Below are 16,804 nucleotides of genomic sequence, written 5' to 3' on the forward strand. Positions count from 1 at the left end.
CTTGCACCGATCGCCATGCAGGTCCGCTCTCGACCCGAAGATTTCCCGTGATGACCGTCGACCAGCCGCCGTCGACGACGAGATTTCACGCCGGTGATGCGGAACGCCTCGTTCGATGCGAGGAAACGGCCGCGTCGACCACCTCGTCGGTCAGGCCGACCCCGCCGCGAGGGATGTGGCGGGCGATCACGCCTCCTCCGTGACGTCCAGCGGGCCGGGGGCCAGGACCGTTCCGTCCGCCTCGGCGACCAGCCGCCGAGTCCTTTCTGGCCAGATCCGGACAGCTCCCAGCGAATTCCCAGCTTCCTTCCCGCGTTGATGCGGCTCTCTGAATGTCCGCACCCCGCGGGCGTGATGATCCCCGGCCGTCCTCTCGAAGCGTGGGGACAACCGCGTCGCGTGGATTCCGGCTCACCGAGTGCATTCGGACCGACCGTCGAAGTCAACGTAGGACAAAGGACGCTGAGAGCCTGTCAGGCCACGGAACCAGTGCCTCCAATCATGTACGAACCGTGATGGAGATCGCCTTGTGCGGACAGCCGGGTGGCCGTATTGTCCCAAATCGGATTGCTGTGCGAGGCCGCCGACGCATCGTGCCCGTGCCCAGCCCGCACGGCTCGAACTGTTCTCGTGGGGGGACCAGTCGTGAGTGGTGCACATCGTTTGTGGGAGAGATCCGTTTCGCCGAGACGCCGGGCCGCCCGGCCGTTCGCCAGGGCGGCCGCCGTCGTCACCGCCGTGCTGGCGGTTCTGCTCGCGCTGTGCGGTTCAGCCACGGCCGCTCCGGCCGCGGCAGCCGGGGACAGCATCGGCAGCGCCGGCCTGCTGACCGGGACCGTCACCGGGAACCTGGTGAACGGTTCCAATGACTGGTGGGTGATCTACGCCGCCTCGCCGGGGGCCGCGGTGACCGCCACGGTGCGCAGCACCGCCGCCTCGAACGCCTCCTGCGCGGGCCTCCAGGCCGTGCTCTACAACGCGGACGGCACCCGGAGCGGCCAGCTCAACTCCACGGGCGGGATCAGCGCCGGCACCTCCGCCCAGCTCGCCGGACGGCAACTGGGCGCGGACCGCTACTACGTGGCGGTCACCACCTGGGGCTGCACCTCGGTGGCCCCCTACAGCCTGGAACTCACCGCCGGCGGGGGCCCGGCGCTCGACCCGCCCGCCCTGCACGTCCAGGCGGGGCGCTCGATCGGCTCCGCCTGGCCCCCGCTGCAGGGCGGCAACTCCTACAGCGGCACCTTGAGCGGCAACGGCAGCCAGGACTGGTACGTCCTCTACAAGAAGGCCGACAGCAACCTGGCGACACTGCGGGTGCAGAACACCACCGCCGACACCACCATCGCCTGCGGCGGCATCACCGCGAACGTCTACGGATCGACGGGCACCGGCAACCCGGTGCAGTCGGCGTCCATGCCCGCCGACGGAGCGGTCACCTTCACCCTGCCCGCGACCGAGGCCGGCGACGCCCAGGGACGATACTTCGTGGACCTGGTGCCGTGGGGCTGCAACACCGGCGGCCAGACCTACACGGTGGAGCCCGAGTCCGCCGCCGAGTGGGCCGCCCCGGCCGCGGTGCCGGGCGGCACGGCCGTGGCGGGCACCACGATCGGCTCCGCCTGGCCCCCGCTGCACGGCGGCACGCTCTACGGCGGCACGGTCGACGGCGGCGGCACCGAGGACTGGCTGGTGCTGTACAAGAAGCAGGACTCCGCCACCGCGACCGTCCGGGTGCAGAACACCACGGTGGACGGCTCCGCCGCCTGCGGGGGCCTCACCGCCACGCTGTACGGGTCCGCGGGCACCGTTAACTCCGTGCAGTCGGCGTCGCTGCCCGCCAACGCCACCACCACGTTCACCGTCCCCGGCAACGAGGCCGGTGACGCCCAGGGGCGGTACTTCGTGGACCTGGTGCCGTGGGGCTGCAACACCGGCGGCCAGACCTACACGGTGGAGGCCGAGTCCGCCGCCGAGTGGGCCGTCCCGGCACGGACACCGACCGCCGAGGCCCGTGCCGCCGGCAGCGCAGCCGCCGCCTGGCCGCCGCTGCCGGGCGGTGTCGCCTCCACGCAGCACCTGGCCTCCGGCAGCGGCCAGGACTGGTACGTCCTCTACAAGAAGTCCGACGCGGTCACCGCGACGGTCCGGGTACAGAACACCACCGTGAAGGGCTCGCTGCCCTGCGACGGACTGACGGCCACCCTGTGGGGGGCGACCGGCACCCAGCAGATCAGCTCGGCCTCCCTGCCCGCCAACAGCACCCACGGCTTCGTCCTGCCCGGGCAGGAGACCGGCAGCAGCGCCGGCCGCTACTACGTCGAGATCACCCCGTGGGGCTGCAACAGCCTCGGCCAGGGCTACACCATCGAGCCGGAAGCGGCGGGCGAGTTCAACGCGGCCTCCCACACCCTGCCCGTCGGCCCGAACCGCACGGCCGCGGCGGGCCCGCTGGCGGGCAGCACCAACTACACCACCTCGCTGACCTCGGCGACGGCCCAGCAGTGGGCCTACTTCCACGCCAACAGCGCGGGTTCGCTGCTGGTCCAGAACACCACCACCGGCACCGGCGGCTGCCGGACCCTGCACGTCGCGCTCGCCCATACCGGTTCCACCACGCTGACCGCCACCCCGGCACCCGGCGCCGTGGCCGAGCTCTCCGTCCACGCCGCCGGCGACTACGCCGTCGAGCTGACCACCGGCGGCTGCACGGCCTCACCCGCCATCGGGGCGCTGCTGGAGCTGTCCGGCAGCTTCCGCGGCCCGGTGCTCAGCCTCTCCCCGACCACCCTCAAGACGGCGGCGGTCAACAAGAGCTACAGCACCACGGTCAAGGCGTCCGGCGGCAAGGCCCCGTACACCTACACCGCCGCCACCGCCCTGCCGGCCGGCCTCACCCTGAAGCGCACGACCGGTGCCATCACCGGCACGCCGACCAAGTCCGGCAGCTACACCTTCATGCTCGCTGTCGCCGACGCCACCACACCCACCCATGCCACGCTCACGGTGAAGATCTCCCTCAAGGTCGCCTGACCCCCACCACGTCCGCCGCTCGCCCCGCGAGCGGCGGACGACGGCCGTCCACCACCGAGCGATACCGGCCGACACCGCACGACACTCATCGCACCTCCCCATCCCTTGAACACAGGACCGAGTGGGGGCGACGAGTCGCCCTGGTCGTTGTAAAGAGCAGGCCGGTGGCCCGCCCGGCCCCGGCACCCGCCCCTCGGCGCCGGGGAACCGGCGGAGTGCAGTCGAGCGCAGCCACCGTTGTGGTCAGCCGTCCCCCGCGATCCGGTGGGGTGTCGTCGTCACGACGCCGACGCCGTCGCGACGAGCACTTCGACAGTGGCGAAGCCGAGGCCGCCGCCACGGTGACCAGGAGAAAGTCCGTCTCCGTATGCCTCGGACGCTGTCATGCGTGCTCCAGAGTCCGGGTGTCGGTATCGGAGCCGGTGTCCGCTGCGGCCGGCGGGACCCGGCGGCGGGCGGCCGGAAGCCGCACCGCCCGGCAGATCAGCGGCCAGGCTCCCTGGGGGGCGAAGCGCACGATGAGGATCAGCAGGATGCCCTCGATGACCAGGGAGAGCGTCTGCTGGTCCTGGAGCAGGCGGGTCAGCCCGTAGTAGACGACGCCCACGCCGACTACCGGTCCGAGTACCGTGCCCGCGCCGCCGACCACGGACATGAGGACGGCGTTCAGGCTCCAGTTGACACTGGCCACGCCGTCCGGGGAGATGACGACGAACTGGAACGCGATCACTGCTCCGGCCAGGCCGGTGAGTGCGCTGGTGGGCACCAACGCGGCAAGCCGGTGCCGGTAGACGGGGACGCCGAGCCCGGCGGCGGCCGGTTCGTTGTCGCGTACGGCGGCGAGGCGCAGGCCGAAGGCGCTGTGGCGGACGTAGAGGGTGAGGGCCATGGACAGGGCGGCGACGACGACCGCGATCTGGTACAGGTTGCCGCCGCTGGGGATCCTCTCCGTGGGCAGGGTCAGGCCGCTGGCGCCGCCGGCCCAGTTCCAGTTGCTGAGGAGGGCCTGGACGGCGATGGAGATGGCCAGTGTGCCCACGGCGAAGTAGTCGCCGCGCAGGCGCAGGAGCGGTACGGCGAGCAGGAGGGCGAGCAGCATCGCGCCGACGCCCGCGCCGAGCAGGGCCACCGGCCAGGGCAGATCCGTGTGGACGAGGAGGAGAGCGGTGGTGTAGCCGCCGGTCGCCATGAAGGCGGCGGCGCCGAGGGAGATCTGGCCGCTGAAGCCGGCGAGCACGTTCCAGGCCTGGGCGATCGCGAGATACGTCAGCAGGGTGACGCCCAGGTCCAGTTGCCCGAGGCCGAGCATCGGGGCGAGGGCGAAGGCGATGACCGTGAGCAGGGCGAGGGTGGCCGCGGGCCACAGGCCCGCCGGTTTCCCTCGTGGTATCGGCCGGGTTTTCATCCGGTGGCCGCCTTTCGGAACAGGCCTTGGGGGCGTACGGCGAGGACGAGGAAGAAGGCGAGGTAGACGACGACGTCGCGCATGCCGCCGCCGAACAGTCCCACGCTGACCGACTGCAGGACGCCGAGGGCGATGCCGGCGAGGAAGACGCCGCCGACGCGGCCGATGCCTGCCAGTGCCATCACGGCCATTCCGGTCAGCAGCAACGGCATCCCGCTGGTGGGAGTGAAACTCTGGGCGACGCCGGTCAGGACTCCGCCGGCCGCGGCCAGGGCAGCGGCGCCGGCGAAGGTCATGGCGTAGACCGTCGGCACGTTGATGCCGAGCACGGCGGCCGTGGCCGGGTCAGCCGAAGCCGCTCTGACCGCGCTGCCGGCGCGCGTGCGGGTCAGGACCAGGTGGGTGGCAGCGCACAGGAGGCTGGTCAGCGCGAAGGCGATCAGATAGATCGTCTGGATGCGTACGCCGAGGATCGAGATGCCGGAGTCGGCGTAGGGGGCGGAAAGGCTCTTGGGGTGGGTGCCGAAAGCGCCCTGGAAAAGTGCCTGGGCGAGCAGGGACAACCCGAAGGTACCCACCAGCGGTGCGGTGTTGCTCCCCTTGAGGAGCGGTGTGAGCAGGTACCGCTGGAGCGGGTAGGCGATCAGGGCGACGCCCGCCATGGCGAGCGGCAGGGCCAGCAGCGGGTCCCAGCCGGCTCCGGCCACGAGCAGGGAGGCAAGATAGGCGCCGCCGATGACGAGTTCGCCGTGCGCCAGGTTCATCAGACCGAGGACGCCGAAGACCAGGGAGATACCCAGTCCGATCAGGGCGTACAGGCCGCCGGCGAGGATACCGGCGGCCAGGACGTCGAGGCTCACGATGTGCTCCGTTCGCTCACGCTCGCAGGGTGTCGTATCGAGTCCATGCCGGGCCTCAGTTGAGTCCGGACAGCGGGCCGAGCGGCTTCGCGCCCTTGGCCGGCCAGACCTGCTTGATGGCCCCGTCGTTCCACTGGCCGATGAAGGTCGGCGTGGCGCTCTTGTTGTCCACGAACTTCACCGGGCCCTGGGCTGAGACAGTGGTGCTCTTGGCCAGTGCCTTGTTGACAGCCTCGTGGTCGGTGCTTCCGGCGGTCTTGATGGCGTCGAGAAGGATGGTCGCCTCGTGCAGGCCGAGGGCGACCGAGCCGAGGTCGGTGAGGTTGGTGTACTTCTTGCCGTACTTGCTGACGATGAGGCCGGTGTCCGGAAGCCCGGCCGAGTTGGACCAGTTCAGCTGGACGAGGGTGCCGTTGCCCAGCTTGCCGAGAGAGCCCCAGCCGGGCGTCTGGGCGCAGTTCAGGCCGATGGCGACCTTCGGCTTGTAGGCGAGCGCCTTCATCTGCTTCCACATGGCGAAGCAGTCCTGCGGGGCCATGGAAGCGATCAGCACCTGCGAGCCCGAGGACTTCCCGGAGTTGATGACGTCGGAGAAGTCCGTGGTGCCGGCGGGCACGGCTTTGGTGGCGGAGATGGTGAAGCCGGCCTTCTTGCCGGCCGTCCCCCACATCTTCCCGGCCGAGATGCCCTGGGCGTCGTTGCTGGTGACGATCAACGTCTTCTTGTTGGTCTTCGCTCCGGCGGCGACCGTGTAGAAGCCCTTGGCGCCGTCGGCGAGCGACTGGAAGGAGTCCCAGGTGTAGCCCTTGCCCTTGGGCAGCAGTTCGATGGGCAGGGCACCCATCACCAGCGGCACCTTCAGCGCGTCGGCCTGGCCCTGCATGTCGATGTTCTGCTGGCAGCACGATCCCAGCAGCCCCACGGCCTTGTCGCTGAGCACCAGGGAACGGACCTGCTGGACCATGGTGTTGGTGTCGCTGCGGTTGTCGAGGATTTTCAGCTCGACCTTGCGCTTCTTCCCGCCCACCTCGAGCCCGCCCTTGGCGTTCACCTGCTGCACCGCCAGGAGGTAGCCGTCGCGGATCTGCTTGTTCACGAAGGCGCCGGACAGCTGGATGCTGGTCCCGATGACGATGGGGCCATCACCGTTGTCGGAGCCGCCGCTGCTCGTCGAGGCGTTGCCCGCACAGCCCGCCGTGAGGGCGAGGACCGCTGTGGTGCTGATCGCGAGGGTGCGGCGGGAGCTGGGTCTGGTCACGAGGACTCTCCTTCGGTGGTGCTGAGCGGAGTGGGAGTGGGAGGAGAAGAAGGGGACAGGGGTACGGCGTTCGCGGCGTTGTCGTCGGCGGTGCCGAAGTAGGCGGCGTCCAGGGCCTCGTCGCTGAGCAGGCCGGCCGGGTCACCGCTGTAGGAGATGCGGCCGCGGGACAGCACGACCGCGTGGTCGGCGATGCCCAGCGCTCGTTTGACGTTCTGTTCGACCAGTACGATGGCGACGCCCTGGGAGTTGATCTCGTCCAGTGCCCCGTAGAGGGCGTCGATGGCCACGGGCGCGAGGCCGAGTGAGATCTCGTCGCAGATCAGCACCTGTGGGTCGGCCATCAGGGCGCGTCCCACGGCCAGCATCTGCTGCTGGCCGCCGGACATGGTCGTGGCCTGCTGCGTGGCACGCTCGGCCAGCACCGGGAAGATGGCATGGACCCGCTCCATACGGGCCCGCACCTCGTCCTTGCCCAGCGCGAGCGGAGCACCGAGCATCAGATTCTCGGCAACGGTGAGACCGGGGAAGATGCGGCGGCCTTCCTGGCAGTACGCGATCCCCAGGCGCGCCCGGTCGTGGGTGGGCATACCCGTGATGTCCTTGCCGAAGGCGTGCACCGAACCCGATCTCGCCTCGACAGTGCCCATGATCGTGGCACACAGCGTCGACTTGCCGGCACCGTTGGCACCCAGGACGGTCACGATCTGCCCCGCATCGACGCGCATCGTGAAGTCCCGCAGGGCGACCATGTCGCCGTAGGCCGCACTGACCGTGTCCAACGCGAGCACGGCACCGGTGTCGGAGGTCGAGACGGCGGCCGGGGTGCGGGTGGGCGGCGCCTGGGTCTTGTCGCCGTCGCCGAGGTAGACGGCCCGCACCTCCTCGTTGGCGGCGATCTCGGCCGGTGTGCCCTCGGCCAGGGGCCGGCCCCAGTTGAGCACCAGCACGCGGTCGACGAGCTCCCGTACGACCCGCTCGATGTGCTCGACCAGGAGCATGGTGATTCCCCGGTCGTGAACCTGGCGGATCAGGTCAATGGCCTCGTCCAGTTCGCGGCCGACGAGCCCGGCCGCGACCTCGTCGAACATCAGCACCCGGGGACGGGTGGCGAGGGCCCGGGCCACCTCCAGCCGCTTGAGGTCCAGGACCCGCAGCGAGTCGGCCGGACGGGACGCCTTGGTGTCCAGCCGGCACAGAGCGAGGATCTCGTCGATCTCACCGGAATGCAGGTGCGGCCGGCCCGCCATGGCTCCGATGCGCACGTTCTCCTGGACAGTGAGGCCGTGGAAGGGCCGCGGGACCTGATGCGCCAACGCGACACCACTGCGGGTGATGCGGTGCGCCGGCATCCGGTCCAGCCGCCGCTCCCCCAGCCAGATCTCTCCCTCGGTGGGGCGGTGCACGCCGGCGATCAGCTTCAGCAGTGTGCTCTTGCCCGCGCCGTTGGGCCCGATGACGGCGACCGCCTCTCCGGACGCCACCGAGAGGTCGACGCCGTCGAGAGCCGTTACGCCGCCGAAACGCTTGGCGAGTCCTCGCACCTGGAGAGGGGCTCCGGGCAAGGCACCCGGCCGGGCTGCGGGCGAAGCCGCGCCTTGAGGTTCTGCCCGTGGTGGGGGCGACGCACCGGCATCACCGCCCCCCATGTGGGGGGTCGTTTCAGCATCCAGTCTGTTCACGCCGTGACTCCTCACCGCCGCGCCGGGAATGCCCGGTGATGTCACGCGGCGAGTGGTTGACCGTAACTGGCCGGAAGCGTACGGTCCTCCTTCTCGAAACGCTAGTCCTAAAACGTGGGACATTCCGAGACGGCTCATGACGCTCACGGGACCGCGGGACGGATGACGCCGAATGCGAACACCAACAGCGAGGCCGGGCACGCAACGCACGCCGATCGGCAGCCGGAGGCCGACGGGCTACTCGCACCCCACCTACCGCCACACGAGGCCTGACCCTGGTCGTGGGCACAGCAACGACTATCCGCGACGGCGCGCGCGCCGCTCGCCATACCGCCGCCGGGCCCCTGGGCGGTGCGGCGACCACACCACATCCCTATGAGCCCCTAGGGCGCGAACGGCCGCGCGGACACCCGGCGTCATCCGGCTGATGAGTCCGGATTATCAGGATCAAGGTCCGGAATATCAGAGAGTAGGCGTCCCACCCTCGTGATCGCGCAGCTCCTTCATACCGACGGCCACCTGTTCGAGCCGCTCGGCCCCCAGCGGTTCGAGGACGTACCGGCGGAGACTGTCGAGGTGCACCCTGAGCGCACGGTCCAGCACACGCGCGCCCTGCGGGGTGAGCCCGGCCAGTGTGACTCGGCGATCAGTGGGGCTCGGCCGCCGCTCGATCAGGCCCCTGGCAACCAGCCGGTCGGTCATCTTGGTGAACCCACCGCTGGAGAAGGCGACCTCCTTGGCGAGGCGGGTGAGCGGGAGCTCACGGCCGGGCGTCCGTGAGAGCCTCAGCAGGACTTCGAACCACGGTCCGGGCAGATCCGCGACCTCGCGCAGGTCCGCATCGATACGCCCATGGGCGCGGCTGAAACCCTCCAGGATGAGCCCCCACCAGGTCACCAGCGTCTCGTCGCCGACGGACACCGTCCGTCCACGACCCTCCAGGTGGCGACCTGACGTGCCCACGCCTCACTCCCTCCGTCAGCGTGGCGTACGCCGAGCATGCCGGGGTAGCGCCACCCGGCGCACTTTACCTTGCGCGAGAAAATCTTGCGAGCAAGGCGATTCCTGCATATCTTTCTAGCGAGATATTTTCTTGAGAGAGGAACTCATGAGACCACTCACAAGGACACTGGCCGGCGCTCTCGCGCTGTCCACCGTCCTGCTCGTCGGCGAACCCGCCATGGCGGCGTCCCGACCGGCCGTAACGGCAGCCCGGGCAGAGGCGTCACAGATCTCCCGCAGCAAGGCGCTGGTCACGGACTTCACGCAGCGGCTGTACAACCGGCATGACCTGTCCGCCATCGACGCCTACCTCGATGCGGACTTCACCCAGCACGATCCCCGCATCGCCGACGGGCCGACAGGACTGCGCGCCTACCTGACCGCGCAGAACGCGGCCCACCCCGACGCGTACCTCTCGGTCAAGCGCGTCATCGCGGAGGGCAACCTCGTCGCTGTCCACAGCAACCTGGTCCTCGACCCGGGGACCAGGGGCTACTCCGTCCTCGACCTGTACCGCCTGTCCGGCGGCAAGATCGTCGAGCACTGGGACACGACCCAGGAAGTGCCGGCGACGACGGTCAGCGGCAACGACATGTTCTCGACCCTCAGCTCCCCCCAGGTGAGCCGACCGGACCCGAGCGCGCCCACCGCGCTCAACAAGCAACTCGTCACGGACATGTACAAGCAGGTGTTCGTGGACAAGGACGTCACCGCGTTCGACCGCTATGTCGTCGACCCCTATTACCAGCACAACCCCGGCTTCGCCAACGGCATCCAGGCGGCCAAGGACGGGATCTCCGGGATGTTCTCGGCTTTCCCCGGCTTCCACTCCGACACCTACCGGGTCATAGCCGAAGGCGACCTGGTCGTGCTCCAGTCCCGCGGCACCTTCACGTCGGACATGGCCCAGGGCGTCTTCGACATCTACCGGGTGCGGAACGGCAAGGTCGTGGAGCACTGGGACATCGTCCAGAACGTGCCCTCCACCTCCTCCAACGACAACTCCATGTTCTGACCCCGACGCCGCCCACTTCGGGTTCGCCCACACGCGTGACCGGGACCGTGGGGATCATCCGCGGGGGTCGGGTTCGGGCGGGGGCCAGCGTTCGCGCAGGCGGCGGTAGCGGGTCTGCGCTTGGCGGCGGTCGGGCATGTCGAGCGCGGCGGCGATCTGTTCCCAGGTCTGGCCTCCGGCGCGGGCACGGTCGATGAGTTCGAGCTCGGCGAGGTCGATCTCACGGCGGGCTTCGGACAGCAGGGAGAGACCGTCGGTGGGGTCCGGCGGGCCGGCGGCCGGAGTGGCGTGGTGGGGCGGCCGTCTGTCGGCGCGGTCGGTCGCACACGCGAGCAGCCGGGTGAGCGCGACCGTCGGGGTGGGCTCGCGCCGTGCCGTGCTGTGGCGGTCGGGCCCGTCGGCCGACATCACGTCATCAATTTGAGGACGTTCGGCAGCGTCGCCACCCTGCCGACCGAGTATCCGCTCGCGCTCGCGGAGCGCGGAGGGCAGCAGCGCCGCGCAGATGCCTTCCAGCTCGTCCAGCTGCCGGGGGCTGAGCGCGTCGATGACCGCCCTGCGCACGGTCCCCACGTGCCCAGGGGCCAGGGCGGCGAGTTTCGCGTAGCCCGCCTCGGTCAGGACGGCGAGGTTGCCGCGCCCGTCCTCGGCGGCGCGCTCGCGGCGCACCCACCCCCGGCGCTCCAGGCCGACCATCATGTGCGAGAGTCGCGACTGCGAGCCGCGCGCCATATGCGCCAGCTCACTCATGCGCATGCGGCGTCCCGGCGCCTCGGAGAGCACAGCCAGTACCCCGTAGCCGAACTGCGTGAGCCCACCGTCGCGTTGCAGCTGCGCCTCCACGGCGTCGGGCAGCACGACCAGCACGGCCGCCAGCAGCCGCCACACCTGCAACTCGTGCCTGCTCAATCCCACCTCTGTCACACGCCGACAATACGAGACCCGCGCTCCCGCTCCGGTCCATGCCGATTGACTCTTCAAACAGATGGGCATAGCGTAGCGACCACAGCTTGAACCCTCAAGCAGATTCGCATTTCTGCCGCACGCCAACGCCGACTTGAGCCGGCGGGCCTGCGGCTGACGTTCCCACGGAGAGGATCCGCCCCCATGACTTCACTGAGCAGGCGACGGCTGATTGGAAGGGGCGCCGCACTCGGCGCGGCGGCACTGGCCGCCCCCATCGCCGCCGGTCCCGCGGCGGCGGCCACCGGGAGCGCAGACACGGTCAAGCCGTTCCCCGGCACTCCCGTGGAGGAGGAGACCAAGTCGCTCGACCAGCTGTACGCGGACGCCAGGCGCGAGGGTGGCAAACTGGTCATCTACGCCGGCGGCGACACCTCCGACCAGCAGGACGGCACCAAGCAGGCGTTCCTGGCGCAGTTCCCTGACATCGACCTGACCACGGTGGTCGACTACAGCAAGTACCACGACGTGCGCATCGACAACCAACTGGCCACCGACACCCTCGTCCCGGACGTGGTGCAGCTGCAGACCCTGCAGGACTTCACCCGCTGGAAGAAGCAGGGCGCGCTGCTGCCCTACAAGCCGGCCGGGTTCTCGAAGCTCTATGACGGCTTCCGTGACCCGGACGGGGCCTGGCTGGCCATCGCGGTCGGCGCCTTCAGCTACATGTACGACGCCTCCCTGGGCGCCCAGGGTCCCGCCACGCCCTACGAGCTGGCCGACACGCGCTGGCAGGGTGCGATCTCCTCCTCCTACCCGAACGACGATGACGCGATCCTGTTCCTGTACACGCTGTATGCCCAGGCCTACGGGTTTGACTGGTTGAGCCGGCTGGCCGCCCAGAAGATCGCGTTCGGCCGCGGCACCCCCACCCCCATCACCGCGGTCGTGAGCAAGCAGAAACAGGTCGGCATCGGAGGCTTCGGCTCACTGGCCCGTCAGCTCGCCCCCGGCGTCACGTGGGTCGTCGCGGACGGGCACCCGTTCATGTCCTGGGGCCAGCGCGCCGCGATCCTGCGCGGCGCCAAGCATCCCGCCGCCGCCAAGCTCTACCTGAACTGGTCCATTTCATCCGCTGTGCAGCAGACCTCCGTCAACGGCTGGTCCGTACGCACCGACGTCACCCCCACCGGCGGGCTCAAGCCGATCTGGCAGTACCGCAACGCCCACCTCGACGAATTCCCGCGCTTCATGGCCGACCGCGCCGAAGCCGAACGCTGGCGGCAGACCTTCACCCTCTACTTCGGCGAGGTCCAGGGCGCTCCCACCCCCGGCTGGCTGGGGCTGCACCCCGGCCAGTAGACGGCCCCGTTCCCGAAAACGCGTCCCCGGCCGGGGCCACCGCGGCCCGGCCGGGCACGGCGCCCGTTTTGACCAGGCTCTCGCGACAGGCTGGCTCGCGCCGGAGCCGTTCTCCAGCTCCGAGCCGTGCGCTTCAACGGCGACTTCGACGCCTATGGGGCTGACGCGAACAGCTGAACACGCCCGCAACCACCAAGCAGCTCCGTCGCGGGAGACCGGTCCACGCAGAGGGACGGTAGCTTCACCGGGGCCGGCTGACCGGGCGGAAGCACAGGCCGCGACCCGGGCGCGCACCCCGAACGCCCGCCCGTCGTCTCACAGGGATGCCTTGTACATGGCGGTGAAGGTCGCGTTGAGACCCGGGCTCGACTCGATGAGTTCGGTCATGCCGGGCAGGACGTCGCGGGTGTCGAAATAGGCGACGCGCGAGTCGGGTCCGACGGACGCGCTGAACAGCGTTTCATAACCCTTCCGGTGCATTGCCTCCACTGCTTCGTCGAATGCGGTGGAGGCATAACCGAAGTGGTGGAAGCCGTACCCGCGCTGGCTGATCACGTCGCGATGTACCGACGGCAGCTCGTCTGCGGGCTGGATGAGCTCGTATTGCATGTGCCCGCCGAAGCCGAGCGCCACGTGTGCGCGTGCCTGCGACGGTGCGCCCCGGTAGCGGGGGTTCTCGCCGGCGAAGTCGCGCAGGACCGTCCAAGGTCCGACCCGGAAGCTGTCGCTGAACCGGGCCATCGCCGCGTCGAGGTCCTCGACGACGAAGGCCATCTGGATGAGGCCGTCGGTCGGTTGGCCGAAGTCGAACAACATGGGCGTTCCCTCACAGTCGCTGAACAGTTGGATTGCCGACACGGCGTGATCTGCCTCGGCAGTGCACTCAGAACGGGCTGCCGCCCATGATCACCCGTTCCTCCGGCGGGATCGGGTCGAGACTCACATGCACCTCGACGCACGACGGCCGCCCGCTCTGGAGAGCCTTGGCGAGGGCAGGCGCGAGTTCATCAAGGGCGCGCACCTGGTAGCCGTCCGCACCGAGCGCGATCGCGGCGGCGGCGTAGGAGCCGTTCTCCAGGCGGTTGTTGACGATCCGGTCCTTGCCGAGCAGGATCTCCTGCGCGTGCAGAGTGGCGCCCCAGGCCCGGTTGTTGAGTACGACGACGACCGTCCCGAGCCCCGCGCGCACCATCGAGTCGAACTCGCCGAGGCTGTAGCCGACCGACCCGTCACCGGTCACGAGAACGACGTTCGTGCCGGGTTCGACAGCTGCCTGGGCTCCCAGCGCGATGCCCATGCCGACTCCCATGGAGCCGAGATAGCCGTGGCAGAGGAACGCGGACACCGGTGCCTCGGAGATCGTCTCCGACAGCCAGAGGTAGGTGAGCGCGCCGTCGGCGACGACCACCGATGCATCGGGCACCGCCGCGGCGATGGCGCGTACGGCGTCGTAGGGATGAACGCGCTCGTCGTGGACGACCTGAGCGGCCACGGCTTCGCGCCGCCGCTGCAGGTGCGCCCGCAGGGTGTTGCGCCAGCCGGCCAGATCCGCCCCGGCGGCCCGCCTCGTGACGGGTTCCCGGTTGAGGTCCTGGAGTACCGGGAGCGGGTCGGCGGCGACCGACAGCGTGACCGGCTGCAGGTGTCCCAGTTCCGCGCCGGAAGGGTCGACCTGCACCACACGCGCGTCACGCGGTATCAGCGCGCCCGAGCCGTGCGCTGTGGTGAGACCGAACCGGAGTCCCGCCATGATCACCAGGTCGGGTTCGTCTCCGGGTGGCAGGCCGTACAACCCCTGCACCAGGCCGAAGTTCATGGGGCTGCGCGAGATCGCGCCGAGGCCCTCGTAGTCCGACATCAGGGGTACGCCGAGTCGCTCGGCGAAAGTCCGGAGCTCGCCGCCGGCGCCGGATCTCGGTACCTCGGACCCCGCGACGATCACCGGCCGCCGGGACTCCGCCAGCAGCCGGAGGATCTGATCCACCCCGGCCTGTGCGAGCCCCGGTCCGTGGTCGGCGCCGTGCAGGAGTTCCGTGGTCAGGTCGGGCATCTCGTCGAGCTGTTCGGTCAGCACGTCCCAGGGGATGTCCACCAGTACGGGTCCGCGTGGCGCGGACAGCGCGGCGCGGATGGCGCGAGCCAGGATGCGGGGAATCAGCGACGCGCGCGTCACCCGGTGCGCCCACTTGGTGACGGGTGTCGCGATCGCCACCTGGTCCAGCCCCGCCTGCAGAGTGTTGGTCTGGTCGCCCGCCAGCGGGCCGGACGCGGCGAGGTAGAGCACAGGAGTGCGATCGAGGTGTGCGTTGGCCATCGACGTGACGGCGTTGGTGAACCCGCCACCGGCCGTCAGCAACGCGACACCGAGAGCGTTGCGTACGCGTGCGTAGCCTTCCGCCGCGTGGCCCGCGTTCATCTCGTGCCGCGTGTCCACGATGGGCAGCCGGTGGTCGAGCGCGGCCTGGTAGACGGAGTCGATGTGCGCGCCGTTGATGCCGAACATCCGGTCGACACCGGCCTGTTGGAGGAGACGGACGACGATGTCGCCGCCGGACACACGAGTCATGGAATGCTGCTTCCTCTCCAGACGCCGGAATCCCGACGTCAGACGCAGGTTTCGCCGCCGTCGACGGCCAGGACATGACCGGTCACGAAACTCGCCCGCGGGGAAGCGAGCCAGTACGCGGCTTCGGCGACCTCCCGAGGCCTCGCCACACGGCCGAGCGGAGTCCCGGCCGACACGGCGGCGGCGTCGAGGTTCGCGTGTTCCTCCAGGTGCCGCAGCATTCCGGTGCCGGTCAGGCCCGGCGCTATCGCGTTGACGCGGATCCCGTGGCGACCGTGCTCGGCGGCCGCGGACTTGGTCAGCCCGACGACGCCGTGCTTGAACGCGGAATACGCGGCGCCGCCACCGGGGTTGCCGACCAGGCCGGCGACCGACGAGGTGTTCACGATCGCGCCGTGCCCATGGGGCACCATGACGGCAAGTTCGTGTTTCATGCACAGCCACACGCCGCGCAGGTTCACCGACTCCGACAGCTCCCAGCTCTCACTGCTGAGCTGTTCGACCGGGCCCACGGGGGGCGCGATTCCGGCGTTGTTGAAGGCGGCGTCCAGCGTGCCGTAGGTGTCGATCGCCGCGGCGACCATGTTCTCGACCTCTTTCTCGACCGAGACATCCACCTGGACGAAGGTCGCCTTGCCGCCCGCCGCGGTGATGGCGGCGACGGTGTCGGCGCCGGACTCGGAACGGTCCGCCGCGACAACCGCCGCACCACGCTCGGCGAACAATTCCGCGGCCGCCCGCCCGATGCCCGAACCGGCACCGGTCACCAGCACGACCGACCCGTGCATGTCGTGCGCCGTCACCGCCCGGCCTCCGTCGCGGTCAGGATCTCGTCGTAGACCGGGTTGGCGAGGACCGTCCTCTCCACCGCGGCTCGGCGCGGGTCCACCGGGTCGGTGGGTAGCGACGCGAGGATCGCGTCGAACCGCCGGGCGAGCAGTTCCCGATGCTCGGCATGCGTCAGCACGTAGAGCCTTTCCTCATGAATCGCCTGCAGGACCCGCTCGCCGACTTCCCGCGGCTGCATCGCCGTCTCGTGCAGGTCGGCCTCCGCGGCGGCGCCCGGCGCGTGCTGCCGTGGCTCGCCCGGGGGCGGCGGTCCCTTGTGGATGTTGGTCCGGACGATTCCCGGCGTCAGGACGGAGACGTTCACCGGGGTGTCCCTCAGTTCGGCCGCCAGCGCCTCCATCAGCCCCACCACACCGAATTTCGCGGCCACGTACAGCGCCCCCGGGGTGCCGAGCAGACCTCCGATCGACGCGGTCGAGACGATGTGCCCCGGACGGCCGGAGGCCAGCATGCGCGGCAGGAAGGTGCGGATGCCGTTGAAGACGCCGGTGAGGTTGATGTCGAGCACCCAGTCCCACTGTTCGAAGGTCGCCTCGGCCAGCGGTGCGAGGAATCCGACCCCCGCGTTGTTGACCAGCACGTCCACGCCGCCGTAGTCGCGGTCGAGACGGTCCGCGACGGCGTCGAACGCCGCACGGTCCCGTACGTCGAGCTGAATGGCCTCGGCCTTGCCGATGCTCGCGAGTTCACGCTGTGCGCTCGCGACCGTCTCCGCGACGACTCCGCAGATGACCACGTTCATTCCGGCCTGGCACAGGACCTGCGCGACGCCGAGGCCGATGCCGCTGTCCCCGCCGGTGATGAAGGCGGTCTTGCCCGCCAGATCTCGCATGATGGGTTTTCCTTTCCCCGTGGCAGGCCGCGGGTGT

General features: G+C 69.9%; 13 protein-coding genes. 3 read left to right on the forward strand and 10 right to left on the reverse strand.

Translation table 11 applies throughout. From position 1 onward, the window contains the following. The first annotated feature begins 663 nt into the window (after positions 1-663). A complete protein-coding gene (locus tag ACFY6U_RS00095; RefSeq protein WP_390034285.1) occupies positions 664-3,033 on the forward strand; it encodes an Ig domain-containing protein in 2,370 nt (789 codons plus the stop codon). Between the two features lie 382 nt (positions 3,034-3,415). On the opposite strand, the gene ACFY6U_RS00100 is transcribed toward ACFY6U_RS00095, so the two are convergent. The 5 genes from ACFY6U_RS00100 to ACFY6U_RS00120 form a co-directional block, all read right to left on the reverse strand. Further along, positions 3,416-4,438, reverse strand: a complete 1,023-nt coding sequence (locus tag ACFY6U_RS00100; RefSeq protein WP_390034286.1) for a branched-chain amino acid ABC transporter permease — start codon at positions 4,436-4,438, stop codon at positions 3,416-3,418. Further along, positions 4,435-5,298, reverse strand: coding sequence for a branched-chain amino acid ABC transporter permease (locus ACFY6U_RS00105; RefSeq protein ID WP_390034287.1), 864 nt, complete (start codon positions 5,296-5,298; stop codon positions 4,435-4,437). The genes ACFY6U_RS00100 and ACFY6U_RS00105 overlap by 4 nt, the downstream gene beginning before the upstream one ends. A gap of 55 nt (positions 5,299-5,353) precedes the next feature. After that, positions 5,354-6,556: an ABC transporter substrate-binding protein gene (locus ACFY6U_RS00110; protein WP_390034288.1), complete on the reverse strand. Its 1,203-nt coding sequence runs from the start codon at positions 6,554-6,556 to the stop codon at positions 5,354-5,356. Then, on the reverse strand, positions 6,553-8,100 hold the full coding sequence (locus tag ACFY6U_RS00115) for an ATP-binding cassette domain-containing protein (protein ID WP_390034289.1): 1,548 nt from the start codon (positions 8,098-8,100) through the stop codon (positions 6,553-6,555). The genes ACFY6U_RS00110 and ACFY6U_RS00115 overlap by 4 nt, the downstream gene beginning before the upstream one ends. A 600-nt stretch (positions 8,101-8,700) precedes the next feature. After that, on the reverse strand, positions 8,701-9,201 hold the full coding sequence (locus ACFY6U_RS00120) for a MarR family winged helix-turn-helix transcriptional regulator (RefSeq protein ID WP_390034290.1): 501 nt from the start codon (positions 9,199-9,201) through the stop codon (positions 8,701-8,703). Between the two features lie 145 nt (positions 9,202-9,346). Here ACFY6U_RS00120 and ACFY6U_RS00125 point away from each other — a divergent pair, with 145 nt between their 5' ends. Then, positions 9,347-10,255, forward strand: coding sequence for an ester cyclase (locus ACFY6U_RS00125; RefSeq protein WP_390034291.1), 909 nt, complete (start codon positions 9,347-9,349; stop codon positions 10,253-10,255). A gap of 54 nt (positions 10,256-10,309) precedes the next feature. Here ACFY6U_RS00125 and ACFY6U_RS00130 read toward each other — a convergent pair whose 3' ends face one another. After that, entirely contained in the window at positions 10,310-11,179 is an 870-nt protein-coding gene (locus ACFY6U_RS00130) for a MarR family winged helix-turn-helix transcriptional regulator (protein WP_390034292.1), read from the reverse strand. A 183-nt stretch (positions 11,180-11,362) separates the two neighbouring features. Here ACFY6U_RS00130 and ACFY6U_RS00135 point away from each other — a divergent pair, with 183 nt between their 5' ends. Then, a complete protein-coding gene (locus ACFY6U_RS00135) occupies positions 11,363-12,520 on the forward strand; it encodes an ABC transporter substrate-binding protein (RefSeq protein ID WP_390034293.1) in 1,158 nt (385 codons plus the stop codon). 315 nt (positions 12,521-12,835) lie between these two features. On the opposite strand, the gene ACFY6U_RS00140 is transcribed toward ACFY6U_RS00135, so the two are convergent. From ACFY6U_RS00140 to ACFY6U_RS00155, 4 genes are all read right to left on the reverse strand, one after another. Further along, positions 12,836-13,333 (reverse strand): VOC family protein, encoded by a 498-nt coding sequence (locus ACFY6U_RS00140; protein WP_390034294.1) that lies wholly within the window; start codon positions 13,331-13,333, stop codon positions 12,836-12,838. Between the two features lie 70 nt (positions 13,334-13,403). Continuing rightward, the gene (locus tag ACFY6U_RS00145) at positions 13,404-15,086 is read right to left on the reverse strand and encodes a thiamine pyrophosphate-binding protein (RefSeq protein ID WP_390034295.1); all 1,683 of its coding nucleotides are present in this window, start codon (positions 15,084-15,086) and stop codon (positions 13,404-13,406) included. A gap of 38 nt (positions 15,087-15,124) precedes the next feature. Next, a complete protein-coding gene (locus tag ACFY6U_RS00150) occupies positions 15,125-15,889 on the reverse strand; it encodes an SDR family NAD(P)-dependent oxidoreductase (RefSeq protein ID WP_390034296.1) in 765 nt (254 codons plus the stop codon). After that, positions 15,886-16,767 (reverse strand): SDR family oxidoreductase, encoded by an 882-nt coding sequence (locus ACFY6U_RS00155; RefSeq protein ID WP_390034297.1) that lies wholly within the window; start codon positions 16,765-16,767, stop codon positions 15,886-15,888. Before ACFY6U_RS00155 ends, ACFY6U_RS00150 begins: the two co-directional genes overlap by 4 nt. Positions 16,768-16,804: the final 37 nt, after the last annotated feature.

This window comes from Streptomyces sp. NPDC013157 (assembly GCF_042899865.1).
Taxonomy (GTDB): Bacteria; Actinomycetota; Actinomycetes; order Streptomycetales; family Streptomycetaceae; genus Streptomyces.